Raw genomic sequence first — 15,998 nt, 5'->3', positions numbered from 1 at the left:
GCACCTCCGCCCGGGCCTGGGGCGGCGGGGCCGGGGGAGGTGGCGGGGGCGGCAGCTCGGGGCCTGGGCTCTGCGGTGTCTCGAGGTTCACGCTGGCTTGTCCGCTCGTCGGTCGCGAGCCAACCCCGGGCGGGGCGGGCTATTTCCCAATTGTGACGCACTCCCGCCGTCTTCGCGCGTGCATCGCCGGGGCGGAAGGCGGAAGGGGACGGCCTGTGTCCGCCGCAGGAAGGAGGGGCGGACGGCAGGGTTCTGGGGACAACGCGGAAGGGGGACCCGCGCCCTCCCCGCCCGCTGGGGACGGTGGGAGGGCAGGGCGGCGCGCTCAGCCCTCGGAGGGAGGGGTGGGGCGGGAGGCCGCCGCGGCGTCCTCCTGGGGGGCGGAGAGACCGCCCAGCTCCTCGGCGAGCGCGGTGAGCACCTCCTGGGTGAAGACGATGCGGTCGCGGGGCATGCGGGCGAGCACGCGCTGCACGGCGGACTCGACGGTGCCCTCCGACGGGATGTCCAGCGCGCGGCCGGCGTCGGTGAGCGCGAAGAGGGCCTTGCGGCCGTCGAGCGGATCCGACTTGCGCTCCAGCAGGCCGCGCTTCTCCAGGCGCTTGAGCACCCCCGTGAGGGTGCTGGGGTGCACGTGGAGGATGTTGGCGAGCGTGCCGGCGGTGATGCCCGGGAAGCGTCCGACCAGCCGGATGACCAGCCGCTGCGGGCCGGTGAGCCCCAGCGTGGACTCCATCCGCTTGGACGTGGACTGCAGGCCGTGGTCCACGGCCCACAGGAGGCGCATGAACTCCAGCACCTCGCCCAGCTGCTGGTGCGCTCCCCGGGACTTGCCGCCGTCCGGGCCCGCCATCGACTCCGGGGCTTGTGTGTCCTTCATGGGCCCATCCTCCTTCAACTCCGGCCTCCCTGTCTTTCCGATGTGTTCCAAAGGTTGGGCGTTTCCTAGCGCGTCGGCCTGGGGGTTCCAGCAAAAATCCGGAAGGAGGGCTCGCGGCTGGACGGGGACGCCCGCCCGGAGGCCTTGGGAGGCGGCGATGACGCGAAGGGCCCTGGAAGGCTGGCCAGGTGTGTCATCCCCGTCAACAAGGGCCGCCACCCCCGGACATGCCGGGGCCCGGGAATGGCGGCCCTCATGAGCCTGACTCAACCGAGGGTTGTGAGGGTCATGGGTTCGTGACGGGCCCCTCCCTTCCCGGCGGCGGGGATGCGGGGACCTGCTCCACCTTGAGCGTCGTGGGGCCGCTGAGGGCCAGGTGGGCCCTGAGCTTGAGGAACTTCTTCTTGCCGAAGCCCTTGACCCGGACCAGCTCCTCGACGCGACCGAAGGGCCGCTTCTTGCGGTGCTCGAGGATGCGCTGCGCCGCCTTCTCACCCACGCCCGGCAGCAGGTCCAGCTCCGCCGCCGTGGCTTCATTCAGGTTGACCACCCCCACGTATTGCGTGCGCGGGTTGGCGGCATCCGCACGCCCCGCTCCCATCAGCACGCAGCCCAACACCCACGCCCAGGCCCACTTCACGAGTGGCCCCCCACGCCCGTCTCCGTCCCCGCGTCGCCCGCGAAGCGTCCCCCCGCCGCCGTGTCGCGCTTCTCCGCCGCCTCGCGCACGTGCAGCTTCCCGTCGAGGGGCAGCACGTCCAGGAGCACGTTGAGCGAACCGTCCTTGTTCACGAACGCGCTGCCGGCGCGCACCCAGATGCTCCCGCCCTTGCCCTCGCGGATGGAGAACACCGCCAACCGCTTCCCCGCCATCAGCATCGACACGCTTCCCCCTTCATATTCCCGCGCCACCACGGCCCGGGCACCTCGCTGGCTTGACCGCCTGAGGTCGCGTCGGGGCATGAGCAGCCCGCGTGCCAGCGGCGTGCTCCTCTGAGGTCGCGTCAGCGCACCGTGCGGGGGGGCGCGCGGCGTCCACGCGCGGGGATGGGCGTGGATGCTCCAGCGTGTGTCTTGCGCGGTGAGAGACGCGGCCCGCCGAGAGCGCACCGAGCTTCTGGGCTCGCATCAGGCAGTGGGGCCGGTCGAGTCGGGCGCGGCGGCACCGGTGCTGCATGGCGTTGGAGCAGTGGGGCTTTGACCTCTGACCGCGACACCTTTCCAGGAACCGCCATGAAGATGTCGCGCAAGAAGGGAGGCAGTACCGTAGGGACGCCTGAACGCTCGCGTAAGCGGGTTGTTGGCGCCCTCATCGACCAGGAGGTTTCAATGCTCGTCCACGACCTCAGCTCAATGCTCGAGGTGGCTCGCCAGCAGGTCGCGGTCACAGCGAACGCCGCGCTCACGACGTTGTACTGGCAGCTGGGGCATCGCGTCCTCACCGAGGTGACGGGTGGGCAGCGCGCGGAATACGGTGGCCAGATTGTCTCCGCGGTGGGGAGACAATTGGAGGCCCGCTACGGACGCGGCTTCGGTGAGAAGTCACTCTGGCACATGGTCCGCTTTGCCGAGGCTTTTCCCTCACCCGAGATTGTCTCCGCACTGCGGAGACAATTGTCCTGGAGCCATTTCAAGCAGCTCATCTACATCGAGGACGAACTGAAGCGTACGTTCTACGCGGAGATGTGCCAGGTCGAGGGCTGGTCCACGCGGACGCTGGCCCAGAAGATCGACAGCATGCTCTTCGAGCGCACGGCACTCTCCAAGAAGCCGGAGGAGCTCATTCGCGGGGAGCTCGCGGCGCTCCGCGAGAAGGGCGAACTCACGCCGACGCTCGTGTTCCAAGACCCGTACATGCTCGATTTCCTCGAGCTCTCCGACACCTACAGTGAGAAGGATCTCGAGTCAGCCATCCTGCGTGAAATCGAGCGCTTCCTCCTCGAACTCGGGGCGGGCTTCGCCTTTGTCGAGCGGCAGAAGCGCATCATTCTCGACGGCGACGACTACTACCTCGACCTGCTCTTCTTCCATCGGCGCATGCGAAGGCTCGTCGCCATCGAACTGAAGATCGGCGACTTCAAGCCCGCGGACTCCGGCCAGATGGAGCTCTACCTGCGGTGGCTCGATCGACACGAACGCCAGCCTGCCGAGCAGGCTCCGCTCGGAATCATCCTGTGCGCGGGCAAGAAGCGCGAGACGGTCGAATACCTCGACCTCGACGCGCGCGGAATCCATGTCGCCGAGTACCTGACTGAATTGCCTCCGCGTGAGGTCCTCCAGGAACGCCTCCACCGTGCCATCGAGTCCGCGCGTGCAAGGCTCGAAATCAGGACAGGGGTCGACGTGGACGTAGCTTCGAGCACGCCGGCCGCGGCGACTCGAGGCCCGAAGCGGAAGCCCAGGGGGCGCAAGTGATGGGCTTCGAGTCCAAACGGGCCGCGCCTTGACGGGCCTGGAGTGACCTCCTAGAAGGGCCGGGCCCTTGGGTGCCCATGCCGGGCCTTCAAGAGGGAAGCCGGTGCGAGTCCGGCGCGGTCCCGCCACTGTGAACGGGTTGCCCTGAGGTCCAGGGCCGGAAGCCTCGGCTGTCACCACTTTCGCGTCAGCGGATGCGAAGGGAAGGTGGAGGGTTCCTTCCAGAAGGGCGCAGCGTGCGCCCACGTCTGGAGCCTGTCAGCCAGGAGACCTGCCCAGGGGTGCGGCAGCGGTGCTGCCGTCAAGCCTTCTCTCTTCGACGGAGGGAGCGGAAGGCGGAGCATGTGGCGCTCGCTTCTCGCCCGGACCGTCGTCGGTCTGGTGCTCAGCTTCCAGGGACGCGCCCAGGCCGGGCAGGAGCCTCCTGCGCCCGACGAGCCGCCCCTTCCTGAGTTCGTCCTCCCCACCGTGGAGGTCATCGGCAAGGACGTCCCCGGGGCTCCCGTTGACTCTGCGGAGCGCCGTGACCCCACCGGCGCCATCACCGTCATCGACGCCCGCGAGCGCGCGGGTGAAGCGCGCGACACGGCGGAGCTGCTCGGCGGATCCGCGAGCCTCGTGGTGCAGGACTCTGGCGGCTACGGACAGAGCAAGAGCCTGGTGGTGCGCGGCGCGTCTTCCAATGGCGTGCTCGTGTTCCTGGATGGCATTCCGCTCAACGGCGCGGGCGGCGTCGCGGACCTGTCGCTCATCCCCGTCGCGCTGCTGGAGCGCATGGAGATCCTTCGCGGCGCGGCCGGAGCCCGCTACGGCGCGGGCGGGCTGGGCGGCGCGGTCAACCTCGTCACCCGCGCACCTTCGTCGCGACTGCTCTCCAGCGGTGAGGTCACCTACGGAAGCTTCGAGACCGTGATGGCCCACGTCGCCGCGTCGGGCGCGCTGCTCGACGGACAGGCGCTGGTGCTGCTGCACGGTGGCCGCTCGCAGGGGGACTACAGCTACCGCGTCGACGAGCTGCCCGCGCTGGACGACAACCCGCTCACGCAGGAGGTGCGCACTCGCAATGACGCTCGCGGCGGCGGCGCGCTCCTGAAGTACCGGCGCGGCCTGGACGGTGGCGGACGCGTGGACGTGCTGGCGGAGCTGTCCCTGGAGGACCGCGCGCTCGCGGGCACCGTGCAGAACCCCACCGTGTCCCGCCGCCAGGACCAGACGCGCGTGTCGCTGGGCGCTCGCTGGGGACGGCCCTTCGGCGACACGGGCGAGGGCAGTGCTCGCGGCTTCTTCCGCCGCGACTGGCTGGACGTCACCGGCGGCACCACCGGCGTGGACTCCGGCGCGCAGCACTACACCGTGGGCGGCGTGGAGGTGGAGGGCCGCGCGGTGCTGGGACGCAACGCGCTCGCGGTCACGCTGGCCGGATCCTCGGAGGCTGTCACGCAGGCGGTGGGGGGCCAGGCCGCGTCGTGGTGGCGCGCGAGCGTCATGGCCATGGACGAGCTGTCCCTGTTCTCCGAGCACCTGAAGCTCGTGCCTTCGCTGCGCGTGGAGCGCGTGGGGCACTACTCGCTCCTGTCGCCCAAGCTGGGCGCGAGCGTGGACCTGGGCCACGGCTTCGGCGTGCGCGCGAACGCGGGCCAGTCCCACCGCGCGCCGTCGTTCCTGGAGCTCTACATCCGTCAGGGCCTGCTGCTCCCCAACCCGGAGCTCGAGCCCGAGCGCGCCCTGTCCGTGGACGCCGCGGCCCTGTGGCGCAACGACGTGTGGAGCGTCACCGCGGGCGGCTTCGCGGCGGTGTACGAGAACCTCATCGCCTACGAGCTGTACCCGCCGATGCTCGCCAGGCCCTACAACTTCGCCGCCGCTCGTGTGTGGGGCGCGGAGGTGGAGGTGGAGGCCCGTCCTCGCGCGTGGTTCACCGCCACCAGCAGCTATGCGTGGACCCGCACGCAGAACCGCTACGGCGACCCTCGCTACTTCGGCAAGGAGCTGCCGTACCGGCCACGTCACAAGTGGGTGGGGCGGCTGCGCGTGGGGCCGGACTGGCTCAACGGCCGCACGGAGGTGCTCGTCCAGTCCGCGCAGCTGATCAACCGCGTCGGTGAGGCGCGGCTGTCCCTGCCTTCTCGCACCTGGGTGAGCGTGGGGGCCTCCAGCACCTTCCTGCACAAGCCCGACCTCACCGTGTCGTTCGACGTGAAGAACCTGCTCGATGCGCGGACCGCCGACTACACCGGCATGCCGCTGCCCGGCCGCGCCGCCTACGTCACGCTCGCCGTGGCGCTCGACCCTCCTGCTCCCGAGGACTCCCATGTCGCGTCCCCTCCCTGATGCGCGGCTCGCGCTGCTGCTGTCGGCCCTGGCGGCGGCGGTCCTCACCGGCTGTCCGGAGGAGAAGGTCCTGTGCACGTCCGGCCTGAGCGTCTGTGGCGCCGAGTGCGTAGACCTCCAGGGCGACCCTTCGAACTGCGGCGCGTGTGGCGCGGCCTGCGGGGCAGGGGAGACGTGTCAGGCGGGCGTGTGTGGCTGCCAGCCGGGCACGGAGGTTTGTGGTGACGCGTGCGTCGCGCTCGCGAGTGATGCGCTGAACTGTGGCGCTTGCGGCGCCGCGTGTCCTTCCGGCCAGGTGTGTGAGTCCGGCACCTGCCGCGAGGGCTGCTCCGCCGGTGCCGAGCGGTGCGGGGACAGCTGCGTCGTGCTCGCGAATGATCCGCTCAACTGCGGCGCTTGCGGCGCGGTGTGCCCGGACGTGCAGTCCTGCCACGCGGGCCGGTGCATGTATGACGTGGTGACGGCCTGCTACACCAACGGGCAGCTCGTCGGCATCCAGGCGGGGACGGACCGGATGGGGCCCCGGCGGCAGTTCGGCTCGGGCGTGCAGGCGCTGGCGGCGTGGGATGGCGTGGTGCTGGCGGCGGACGCGGCGCGCTCCGTGCTGTCGCAGGCTCCGGCGGGTGCGCTGGGGACGATGGTGGAGGAGGACTCGCTGGGCGCGGTGGCGGCTTCGCCCAATGACATCCTCGTGGACCCTCCGTATGTGTATGTCCTCGACTCGGTGAACAACACGCTCCAGGTGCTCAAGCGGGAAGGGGCCGCGCAGGGCGGTGGACTGGGATTGCGCACGGTGGGGCAGGTGAACCTGGGCGCGAACACCAGCCCGCAGGTCCTCACGAAGCGCGGCGACACGCTCTACATCCCGCTGTTCGGCACGGCCGGCTCCGACTTCCGGCAGGGCAACGCCGTGGCTCGCGTCAACGTGAGCGACCCGGAGCGCCCCCGGCTCGTGGACACCGTCGCGCTCACCGGCCTGGACCTGAAGTCCTTCGACGGCGGGACGACGATGGCGCTGCCGTACGCGGCGGTGTCGGTGGACGCGGGCGTCTACGTGGCGCTCACCAACCTGAACCCCGCGAATGACTACCTGCCCAACGGGCCCGGGATGCTCGCGCGCATCGACCCGGCGGATGGCGGGGTGAAGGCCATCGACCTGGGCGCGAAGGACTGTCTCAACGCGGGCGACGTGCAGGCCGTGGGTGACCAGCTGGTGGTGAGCTGCCTGGGCGAGGCGGTGTTTGACACCGCGGGCGGCTACCGCGCGAAGGCCGTGCGCGCCACGGGGCTGGTGCTGGTGGAGGATGACAAGCCCGTGTCGTCGTATGCGCTGTCGCCGGGCTGCACCGGCGGGCCGGAGAACGGCTGCGACCTCGCGGTGGGCGGGCGGCTCGCGGTGGTGGGCAAGGCCGTGTACGTCACGGACGTGAACGCGGGCCGCGTGTTCGTGGTGGAGGTGCGCGACGGCCAGCTCGTCGAGCGGCGCGGCAACTCCACGCCGGAGGCGAAGGGCCCCGCGCTGGATGCATGTCCGGTGGATGCCCGGCGCGGGGTGTCCAACGCCATCGACATCACCGCGGTGCCTTGAAGCGTTGCATTGACAAGCCTTGCCGTCCGCCATACTCCAGCGCGCGTCGTTGGTACGCCGCATCCGCACGATGTGGCGTTTAAAGGGAACCCGGTGTGAGTCCGGGACTGCCCCGCAGCGGTGAGCAGGAACGAACGCCGTCCTCGCAAGCACTGGCCCTTCATCGGGCTGGGAAGCGACGGCCAGTAGGTGGGTGACCCGAGGAGGGTTTCCCGCGCCTGTGAGTCCGAAGACCTGCCACGACCCATGCCCCCGGGCATGGCCAGACCGGAGCCTCCGAGGGGAGGTGACGGAGGTCTTCCGCTCGCGCGGCGTGTCGTGTCCTGACGTGTCCCTCGTTCGCGGTCCGCTCTCCGTCCATGCCCCTTGGATTCACCTCGCCCGTGGGGGCGATGCAAGGGAGCAGTCGCGGATGAAGACAGAGCGGATGATGACGGGGCGGGGACTCCAGGGCTTCGCGTGGGTGCTGACGACCCTCGCGATGGCGCTGGGCAGCACCGGTTGCGGTGATGCGTGCGTCGATGACTTCGACTGCCGCGAACAGGGCGCTCCCACCGAGGGACAGCGCTACGCCTGCGTCGAGAACCGTTGCGAGCTGACGTCCAACCCCGTGCCTGATGCGGGCACCGGGAGCGACGCCGGCACGAGCGCGGATGCGGGGACGACGGCCGACGCAGGCACCGTCACCGACGCGGGCACGGGCGGTGACGCAGGCACGACGACGGACGCGGGCGCGGACACCGATGCAGGTACCTCCACCGACGCCGGTTCAGACACGGACGCGGGCACGGACACGGACGCAGGCACGGAGACCGACGCCGGAACGGATCCGTGCGCGAGCGCCACGTACGACCCGAAGCTGGGCACGCTCCAGCTCCAGACGGGCTTCGTGGCGGGTGAGTCCGCGCCGCTGCCCGGGGCCGCGGGCCCGGTGGGCGTGACTCCTGGCCCCACGTACTCGCTCTACACGGTGGTATCGGAGGGCTACTCCGGCCCGCATGCGCTGTACTCACTGGGCACGTGGCCCCAGGTGTCGCTGGGCGCGACGCCGCTGTTCGACGTGGCCGCTCCCGCTGACCGGGGCCCGTCCGCCGCGCTCTTCCTCAGCCCCTTCGTGGAGACGGATGGACAGCGCGTCCTCACCGGCTACACGAAGTCCGGCGGGGGCTTCCCCGGCTCCGTGGGCGTGTATGACAGCGCCGCGCCCTCCTCTCCCACCTACGTCTCCGCCCCGAGCAACTTCTCCGCGGGCGTCGTGCCGGGCGCGTTCCTCGTCAACGGCGGCGGGCTCGGCACGGTGTCGGCCGGCCTGGGCATCTACGCGCTGAAGACGGACACGTTCGCCGCGCTGAAGGTGGGCACGCTGCCTCCGGAGACGGGCGGCAGCGGCTTCACCGCCGTGTCCACCCACGGCGTCGCGATGCTCGGCTACTTCTCCGACGAGACCTTCCTCAACGAGGGCCGCGCGGTGGGTCCCGCGACCATCGCCCAGGCGCTCACCTCCGGCACGCCGTTCGACGTGGCGGCCGCGCCCGCGCTCGACGTGGGCTCCAACTTCGTCGCCGCCTCCGGCCACGGCGAGGGCGTGTCGGTGCTTCGCGGCGACTACGTTCCTCCGGACTACAACTTCGCCGCCACGGACATCTCGCGCTTCGCCTTCACCGTGACGGATGCCGGAGCGACCGTGACCGTCGGCGCCCGCCAGCCGGTCCTCGTCTACGTGGACCAGTGCACGAGCGTGACCGGGCTGACCTCCCTCGGCACGGACCTGCTCGTGGGCGTGGATGACAGGAACGGCACGCGCCTGGTGCGCATCGAGCAGGCTCCGCAGGCCCGGTGAGGACGCCCATGACGACCCTTCTTCAGAAGTCGTTCGCGCTGGGCTTCACCGCGCTCCTGGCCGTGGCGTGCGGTGGCGAGGACTGGCAGGACTCCGCCCGGGGACAGCCACTGGCAGGCGACGCGTTCGCGGACCGCATCGTGTCCTTCTCCCCGGGCACCGGCGCCGGGTTCGGTCAGGCCCAGCTCCCGGGCATCGTGCTGGGCGCTCCGCAAGGGGCTGGCGCGGGGTCGGGCTCGCTGGACGTGCTGTCGCTCGGGTTCAACGGCGTCATCGTCCTGGAGCTCACCGACATCGCGGTGACGGACGGGCCGGGCGTGGACCTGCTCGTCTTCGAGAACGCGTTCATCAAGCCCAGCGGCAAGCCGTTCGCGGAGACGGGCGTCGTGGCCGTCAGCGACGACGGCGTCACCTGGCACGAGTTCCCGTGCGCGTCCTCGGACGTGGCGAACAATTACCCGGGCTGCGCGGGCGTCACGCCCGTGTACTCGAGCTCCGCCAATGGCATCTCGCCCACGGACCCGGCCGTGGCGGGCGGGGACGGCTTCGACCTGGCGGACGTGGGCCTCACCCGCGCCCGCTTCGTGCGCAGCCGCGACTCGGGCGCCAACGGCTACGCGGGCACCAGCGGCGGCTTCGACCTGGATGCCGTCGCCGTGGTGAACGGCGTGCAGTTGCCGTAGTCGCGCCGCGAGCGCCGGGGCCGTTCTCCAGCGGACGGTCCCGGCGGCCTCGCGCGCCCATACGGTGTGTCCGGGCCGCGCGAGGCTTCCGGGGTGGGGGTGGCGGCATTACATGCGCGCTGTCCCTCCCCCGGGTGTGCCTCCATGAACCGTCGTCTCGCTTCCCTCCTCGTGCTGCTGGGCGTCCTGCTCGGCGCGTCCGCCGCATTCCTCGTCCCCTCGGCGGTCTGGGCCCAGACGTCGCGCACCCGGGCGGTGCGACCGAAGGAAGCGCCGCGCCCGCGCCTCCGCCGGCACCCGCGTACGAGTACACCTTCGTCAAGCGCGAGGGCCCGGACGAGGACCTCGTGGAGCTCCAGCGCCTGGGCGGGGAGGGCTGGCGGGTGGTGTCCACCGTCGTCGTGGATGGCAGCACGCGGCGCTACGTGCTGATGCGCGACCGACGCGCGGCGCCCGCGCCGCATTGACTTTGCGTCGGGGCCGCCATAGTCCCGCCCCGTCATCGATGTCTTCACGCCATGGGGCGTGAGGGCTTCCAGGGAACCCGGTGTGAGTCCGGGACTGCCCCGCAGCGGTGAGCAGGAGCGGCGTTCGCACGAACCCCGTTCCCGCGAGTCCGAAGACCTGGCGATGATCCGGTGTCCTCCCCACGGAGGACCTGGCGACAGACCGGAACCTCCGCGGGGAGCTGACGGCGAAGGCAGGCCTCCAGGGCGCGACACGCGCCGGGCGGTCCGGTGCCTCGCGTCCGTGCCGCCCTCCGCCAGGGGAATGCCTTCTTCCGCCAGCGTGCGGGAAGGCCAGGAGCGAGGACGCGATGCGGACCGACATGAAGCGGATGGGCACGAAGGGCCAGCGCGCGGCGCTGATGGGCGCCCTGCTGGCGGTGGTGCTGGGCGGCACGGGCTGCGGCGAGGAGTGCGTGGACGCCTTCGACTGCCGCGACAAGGGCACGCCCCCGGAGGGCCAGGTCTGGGCCTGCGTCGAACAGACGTGCACCCAGGTCACCATCTCCCTCGGGGAGGATGACGCGGGCACCGATGCCGGCACCGGCACGGACGCGGGCACCGGCGACGACGGTGGCACCGGGACGGATGCGGGCACGGGGACGGACGGTGGCACCGGCACGGACGGCGGCACGGCCTCCTGCGGCCCGCTGCCTCGCGAGTCGGTGCTGGGCACGCTCCAGCTCCAGACGGGCTTCAGCGTCGGGGAGTTCGCGCCCCTGTCCACGGAGGTGATCGCGGTGGTGTCCACGCCCGGTCCCACGTACTCGCTCTTCGGGCTGCGCCAGACGACCACGGGCCGCGACGTCTTCGCGCTGGGCACCTGGCCGGACGTGATGCTGGGGAGCTCGGCGCTCGACACGGTGCTGGCGCCCGCGGACCGCGCCAACGCGGCCGACACCTTCCCGTCCTACTTCCTGGCCCATGACGGCGCGCGCCTGCTCGCGGGCTACACGAAGAGCGGCTTCCCCGCCCCGGGCTCCGTCGCGGTGGTGGATGCGGCCGCGCGCGACGCGACGGACTACCTCGACGCGCCGGACAACTACACCGCCGTGGGCACCACGGACGCGTTCTTCATCAACGGCGGCGGCCTGGACACGGTGTCGGAAGGCAAGGGCGTCTACGCGCTGGTGACCTCCGCCAAGCCCTACGCCGCGGTGAAGGTGGTGGACTTCCCGGCGCAGGTGGGCGCCAGCGGCTTCTCCGCCATCGCGAGCAACAACATCACGGTGTTCGGCTACGCGCTGCCGGACACGTACGTGAACGTGGCCTACGCCGTGGCCTACGCGAAGCTGGGCGAGGCGCTGGCCTCGCGCACGCCGGTGGTGCTCACGGACGAGCCGAAGGTGGACGTGGGCACGGACTTCAACGCCGCCGCGGGCTTCGGCAACGGCGTGGCGATGGCTCGCGGCGCCTACGGTGCCTCCTTCAACTTCGAAGTCACCGACGTGTCGCGCTTCTCGCTCACCCCGGGCCTGGGCGCTGGTCAGCCCATCAGCGTGGGCACCCGCGAGCCGGTGCTCACCGCCACGGACGCGTGCACGACCGTGGACCTGCTGTCGTCGCTGGGCTCGGACCTGCTCGTGGGCGTGACGGACGTCAACGGCCGCCGCCTCGTGCGCATCCGGCAGGGCCAGTGATGAAGCGCCCGCTGCTCGCGCTCGGCGCGCTGCTGGCCCTGGGCGCGTGCGCGGGCGACTCCGAGCCCGCTCCCATGCCTGGCGGTGAAGTCCTGGACGCCGGCACCTCCGATGCCGGCGTCCCCGACGCGGGGACGGACGCGGACGCCGGCACGGACGCGGACGCGGGCTCGCGGCCGGTGGATCCGTTCGCGGACCGGGTGACGGCGTATCACTTCGGCGACTCGGCGGGCTTCGGGCAGGACCGCTTGCCGGACGTCGTGCTGGGGCCTCCGGTGGGGGCGGGGCAGTACGCGGGCTCGCTCGACGTGCTGTCGCTGGGACGCGAAGGCTCCATCACCCTGGAGTTCACCGACCTGCTCGCGGTGGACGGCCCGGGCGTGGACCTGCTCGTGTTCGAGAACGCCTTCCAGAAGGTGGGCGGCGACCTCTTCGCGGAGCCGGCCCGCGTGTCCGTCAGCGACGACGGCCTCACGTGGTTCGACTTCCCCTGCGCCGCCACCGACAAGGACGGGGGCTTCCCGGGCTGTGCCGGGACGCACCCGGTGCACTCGACCCCGGACAACGGCGTGTCCCCCACCGACCCGGTCGCGGCGGGCGGGGACGGCTTCGACCTGGCGGACGTGGGCCTCGCCCGCGCCCGCTTCGTGCGCCTCACCGACACGGGGCTCAACAGCTACGGCGGCACGTCCGGCGGCTTCGACCTGGACGCGCTGGCCGTGGTGAACGGGCAGCTGGCGGACGGTGGCGTGCCGTGAGCCGCGCCCTGCGCGTGGGTGACGCCCGCTTCATCCACCGCCCCAGGTGAAGTCCGACCCGGGGCTGGCTCCCGCATGGGGGGCTGGCCCCCGGGTATGACGCGACGCGAGAGGGCTTGCGGGGCCTCGGCCGGACGTCCGCATTCCGGGGGAAAGCGTCTCGGACTCTCGGAAGATTGGGAGGTCGTGTAATGTCGTGCGCCCGATGTGGCAGATCATCATCAACGGGCCCGGCTACTTCGACACGTCGTACGACCTGCCGGAGGGCGTCACCAGCCTCGGCCGTGCCGACGAGAACGACATCGTGCTGGGCGGTGACCTCGTGTCGCGCCGGCACGCGCGCCTCTACGTCGAGGGCGATGCGCTGCGCATCGAGGACCTGGGCAGCCGCAACGGCAGCCGGGTGAACGGCGCGCCCTTGCAGGGCAGCAAGCACCTGAACGCGGGCGACACCGTGGCGCTGGGGGAGAACACCCTGGCGGTGCGCCAGCCGCACACGGTGGAGAACGCCGCCACGGAGATGATGGACCTGGGCGCGGGCGGCGTCGTGCGCTTCGGGCACGGCACGGACGTGGGCCCGGCCGTGCTGATGGCCAAGAACGTCAAGGACGCGGACGTGCTGCGCCTGCTGGACAACGTGGGGCCGCTGCCGTTCGACGACGCGTTCTCCGGCCCCTCGCCCCTGCCCGCGGGCTCCGCCGTCGCCAGCCCGCGCGTGTCGTATGAGACGCTGGTGCTGCTGGTGCACGCCGCTGAGGCGCTGGCCACCGCGCGCACGCTGACCGCGTTCCTGGAGTCCGCGATGGACCGGCTCCTGGAGCGCACCGACGCCACCACGGCGGTGGTGCTGCTCAAGCACGCCACCGGGCCGCTGGTGCCCGCGGCGGTGCGCCACCGGGGACGGCTGGCCAAGGGTGAAGTGCCCGTGTCGGACGCCATCGTGGACGAGGCCCTCCGCCAGGGCCGCGCGCTCGCGGTGGGCGACGTGAAGGACGACCGCCGCTTCGCCGGACGCGAGAGCGTCATCATGTACGGCGTGAACCGGGTGCTGTGCATCCCCGTCGGCACCGAGCCGCCCTTCGCGGGCGTGCTCTACGTCAACGTCCCCGCCGAGGGCGACACCAGCCTGGAGCTGATGCTGGACGCGTGCACCGCGGTGGCCCACCTGGTGGCCAGCGGCGTGCAGCGCTTCGCCGTGCGCGACGGCTCCAGCACGGACCGGATGCGGCGCAACCTGGAGCGCTTCCACTCGCCGGAGGTGGCCGAGCGCCGCGCCGCCGAGGCCCAGCGCACGGGCGGCAGGCTGCCGGGCCTGGAGGAGAAGAACCTCACCGTGCTGCACGCGGAGCTGGCGGACTTCGGCGCGGTGATTGGCCGGCTGGGCGCGGCGCGGGCCACGCAGCTGCTCAACGACTTCCACGCGCGCATGAGCGGCATCGTCTTCAGCTTCGAGGCCACCGTCGAAGGCTTCATGGGCGAGTCCATGCGCGCGCTGTTCGGCGTGCCCTACGCCAAGGGCGACGACGCGGTCCGCGCGGTGCGCGCGGCGCTGGCCCTGCGCGCGGACTGGGAGCGCGGCATGGCCCGCCGGCCCCAGGACGAGCGCTGCGACCTGCGAATCGCGCTGCACTCCACCAAGGCGCTGGTGGGGATGATCGGCACCGAGGCGCGCACGGAGTACAGCGCCGTGGGAGAGGGCATGGGCGTGGCCGGCTGGCTGGCGGCCACCGCGTCCCCCGGCCAGGTGCTGATGACGGGCAAGCTGCTGGCGGCCACCGGGGCGCGCTTCGACGTGATGCCGCTGGGGGAGCGGGTGGTGCGGCCTCCCCGCGACAAGGTGGCGGTTTTCGAGGTGATTGAAGAGGACATGGGCATGCTGACCAACCCCGGTATCCGGTGAGGCGGCCGGCGCGGCCGGTTGACGGGTTGAAGCGGGGGCCCTGCCCGGGGTTCAATGCGCTTCCCGTGGTGGACCCCCGCGCCGCATGAACTCTTCGACCCAGCCCGCCCGATTGCGGCCCTTCCGGCCGCAGCCCTTCGGCCGGTACACGCTCCTGTCGCACCTGGCCACCGGCGGCATGGGGGAGATCTACCTCGCCCGGCTGGAGGGCGCGCAGGGCTTCGAGAAGCTGTGCGTCATCAAGAAGATCCTCCCGCAGTTCGCGGAGGACCAGGACTTCGTCGACCGCTTCGTGGGGGAGGCGCGCACGCTGGTGCGGCTGGGGCACGGCTCCATCGCGCAGGTGCTGGACATGGGCGTGCACGAGGGCGAGGCCTACATGGCCCTCGAGTACGTGGACGGCAAGGACCTGCGCAAGGTGGCCGCGCGCGTGAGGGACCGGCAGACGCCGCTGCCGCTCACGTTCGTGCTCTACGTGATGGGCCGGGTGCTGGACGCGCTCGCGTACGCGCACCGGAAGCGGGACGAGGACGAGAAGGAGCTGAAGCTCGTCCACCGGGACATCTCCCCGCAGAACATCCTCATCTCCTACGAAGGGGAGGTGAAGGTCATCGACTTCGGCCTGGCCAAGAGCCGGCTGTCGGCGGCGAAGACGAACCCCAGCATCATCCTGGGCAAGTTCCTCTACATGTCGCCCGAGCAGGCCCGGCACCAGCCGGTGGACCGCCGCAGCGACCTGTACGCGGTGGGCCTGTGCCTCTACGAGCTCATCTCCGGCAAGAACCCCTTCGACGCGATGCCGCCGGGCGAGCTGATGTCCGCGGTGGCGAACCCGAAGGTGGCGCCGCTCGGTGAGGTGGAGCCGCTGACGCCGCCAGCGGTGTCGCAGCTGGTGGCGAAGGCGCTGGCGGTGGAGCCGGCCCAGCGCTTCCAGACGGCGGAGGACTTCCGGGTGCGCCTGCAGGCGTGCCTGATGGAGATAGACACCAGCGCGGGCCCGGAGAGCGTCAGCCGCTTCATGCGCGACCTGTTCTCCGCGGACTACCAGTCCGAGCGCCGCCTGCTGGCGTCCCTGCGCGAGGTGGCGCGCGACGTGCGCGCCAGCGGCACGTACGAGTCGCTGGGCCCCGCGCCGCGCCCGACGGCGCAGGCGCAAGCGCTGCCGGCGAAGACCATCCGCCTGGAGGGGCCGGTGGAGCCGCTGTCCTTCCACCCCACGCCCCGCAGCCGAGAGGACGGCGGTGGCGCGCGCGACGACGGCGAGACGCGCCCCGGCGTGATGGTGGACGAGTCCACCCGCCCCGCGTTCCCGGTGGAGGCGCTGGAGGAGGCGGCCCGCGCGAAGCTGCGGCCCCAGCCCCGCGTCGTCGGAGCCGTCGCCCACGGTGGAGGTCCGCCAGGACGCGATGGAGCGGCCCACCATCCTGGAGGGGCTGCCGGCCATCCGGCTGCCTTCG

12 protein-coding genes and 3 riboswitches are annotated in these 15,998 nt (G+C 71.6%); of the genes, 9 read left to right on the top strand and 3 right to left on the bottom strand.

The window, feature by feature from the left end; genetic code table 11:
• Positions 1–325: 325 nt before the first annotated feature.
• From ACLEQD_RS19160 to ACLEQD_RS19150, 3 genes are all read right to left on the bottom strand, one after another.
• Positions 326–853 carry a MarR family winged helix-turn-helix transcriptional regulator gene (locus ACLEQD_RS19160; RefSeq protein WP_410385751.1) on the bottom strand — a complete coding sequence of 176 codons (528 nt, stop codon included), beginning with the start codon at positions 851–853 and terminating at the stop codon, positions 326–328.
• Positions 854–1,166: 313 nt separating this feature from the next.
• Complete coding sequence (locus ACLEQD_RS19155; protein ID WP_410385750.1) at positions 1,167–1,481, bottom strand: ComEA family DNA-binding protein; 315 nt, start codon at positions 1,479–1,481, stop codon at positions 1,167–1,169.
• A gap of 35 nt (positions 1,482–1,516) precedes the next feature.
• Positions 1,517–1,759, bottom strand: a complete 243-nt coding sequence (locus ACLEQD_RS19150) for a hypothetical protein (protein WP_171418415.1) — start codon at positions 1,757–1,759, stop codon at positions 1,517–1,519.
• Positions 1,760–2,113: 354 nt separating this feature from the next.
• On the opposite strand from ACLEQD_RS19150, the gene ACLEQD_RS19145 reads away from it, so the two are divergent.
• The 9 genes from ACLEQD_RS19145 to ACLEQD_RS19105 form a co-directional block, all read left to right on the top strand.
• Positions 2,114–3,295, top strand: coding sequence for a PDDEXK nuclease domain-containing protein (locus ACLEQD_RS19145; protein ID WP_410385747.1), 1,182 nt, complete (start codon positions 2,114–2,116; stop codon positions 3,293–3,295).
• Between the two features lie 67 nt (positions 3,296–3,362).
• Positions 3,363–3,574: riboswitch (cobalamin riboswitch) on the top strand.
• 63 nt (positions 3,575–3,637) lie between these two features.
• On the top strand, positions 3,638–5,626 hold the full coding sequence (locus ACLEQD_RS19140; protein WP_410385746.1) for a TonB-dependent receptor plug domain-containing protein: 1,989 nt from the start codon (positions 3,638–3,640) through the stop codon (positions 5,624–5,626).
• Positions 5,607–7,214: an MXAN_6577-like cysteine-rich protein gene (locus tag ACLEQD_RS19135; RefSeq protein ID WP_410385745.1), complete on the top strand. Its 1,608-nt coding sequence runs from the start codon at positions 5,607–5,609 to the stop codon at positions 7,212–7,214. The genes ACLEQD_RS19140 and ACLEQD_RS19135 overlap by 20 nt, the downstream gene beginning before the upstream one ends.
• Before the next feature lie 33 nt (positions 7,215–7,247).
• Positions 7,248–7,471: riboswitch (cobalamin riboswitch) on the top strand.
• Positions 7,472–7,626: 155 nt separating this feature from the next.
• Positions 7,627–9,054 carry a hypothetical protein gene (locus ACLEQD_RS19130; RefSeq protein ID WP_410385744.1) on the top strand — a complete coding sequence of 476 codons (1,428 nt, stop codon included), beginning with the start codon at positions 7,627–7,629 and terminating at the stop codon, positions 9,052–9,054.
• 8 nt (positions 9,055–9,062) lie between these two features.
• Complete coding sequence (locus tag ACLEQD_RS19125) at positions 9,063–9,737, top strand: cell surface protein (protein ID WP_410385743.1); 675 nt, start codon at positions 9,063–9,065, stop codon at positions 9,735–9,737.
• A 486-nt stretch (positions 9,738–10,223) separates the two neighbouring features.
• Positions 10,224–10,384, top strand: a riboswitch (cobalamin riboswitch).
• Positions 10,385–10,554: 170 nt separating this feature from the next.
• Entirely contained in the window at positions 10,555–11,883 is a 1,329-nt protein-coding gene (locus ACLEQD_RS19120; RefSeq protein ID WP_410385742.1) for a hypothetical protein, read from the top strand.
• A complete protein-coding gene (locus ACLEQD_RS19115; protein ID WP_410385741.1) occupies positions 11,883–12,641 on the top strand; it encodes a cell surface protein in 759 nt (252 codons plus the stop codon). Before ACLEQD_RS19120 ends, ACLEQD_RS19115 begins: the two co-directional genes overlap by 1 nt.
• A gap of 205 nt (positions 12,642–12,846) precedes the next feature.
• On the top strand, positions 12,847–14,541 hold the full coding sequence (locus ACLEQD_RS19110; protein ID WP_410385749.1) for an FHA domain-containing protein: 1,695 nt from the start codon (positions 12,847–12,849) through the stop codon (positions 14,539–14,541).
• A gap of 178 nt (positions 14,542–14,719) precedes the next feature.
• Positions 14,720–15,998: serine/threonine protein kinase (locus ACLEQD_RS19105; RefSeq protein ID WP_410385748.1), on the top strand; the 1,279-nt coding region annotated here is incomplete at its 3' end.

The sequence above is a fragment of the Corallococcus sp. 4LFB genome, assembly GCF_046520365.1.
Classification (GTDB): domain Bacteria; phylum Myxococcota; class Myxococcia; order Myxococcales; family Myxococcaceae; genus Corallococcus; species Corallococcus caeni.
Note: the sequence above shows the minus strand (reverse complement) of the source record. Positions and strands in the feature narration are given on the sequence as shown.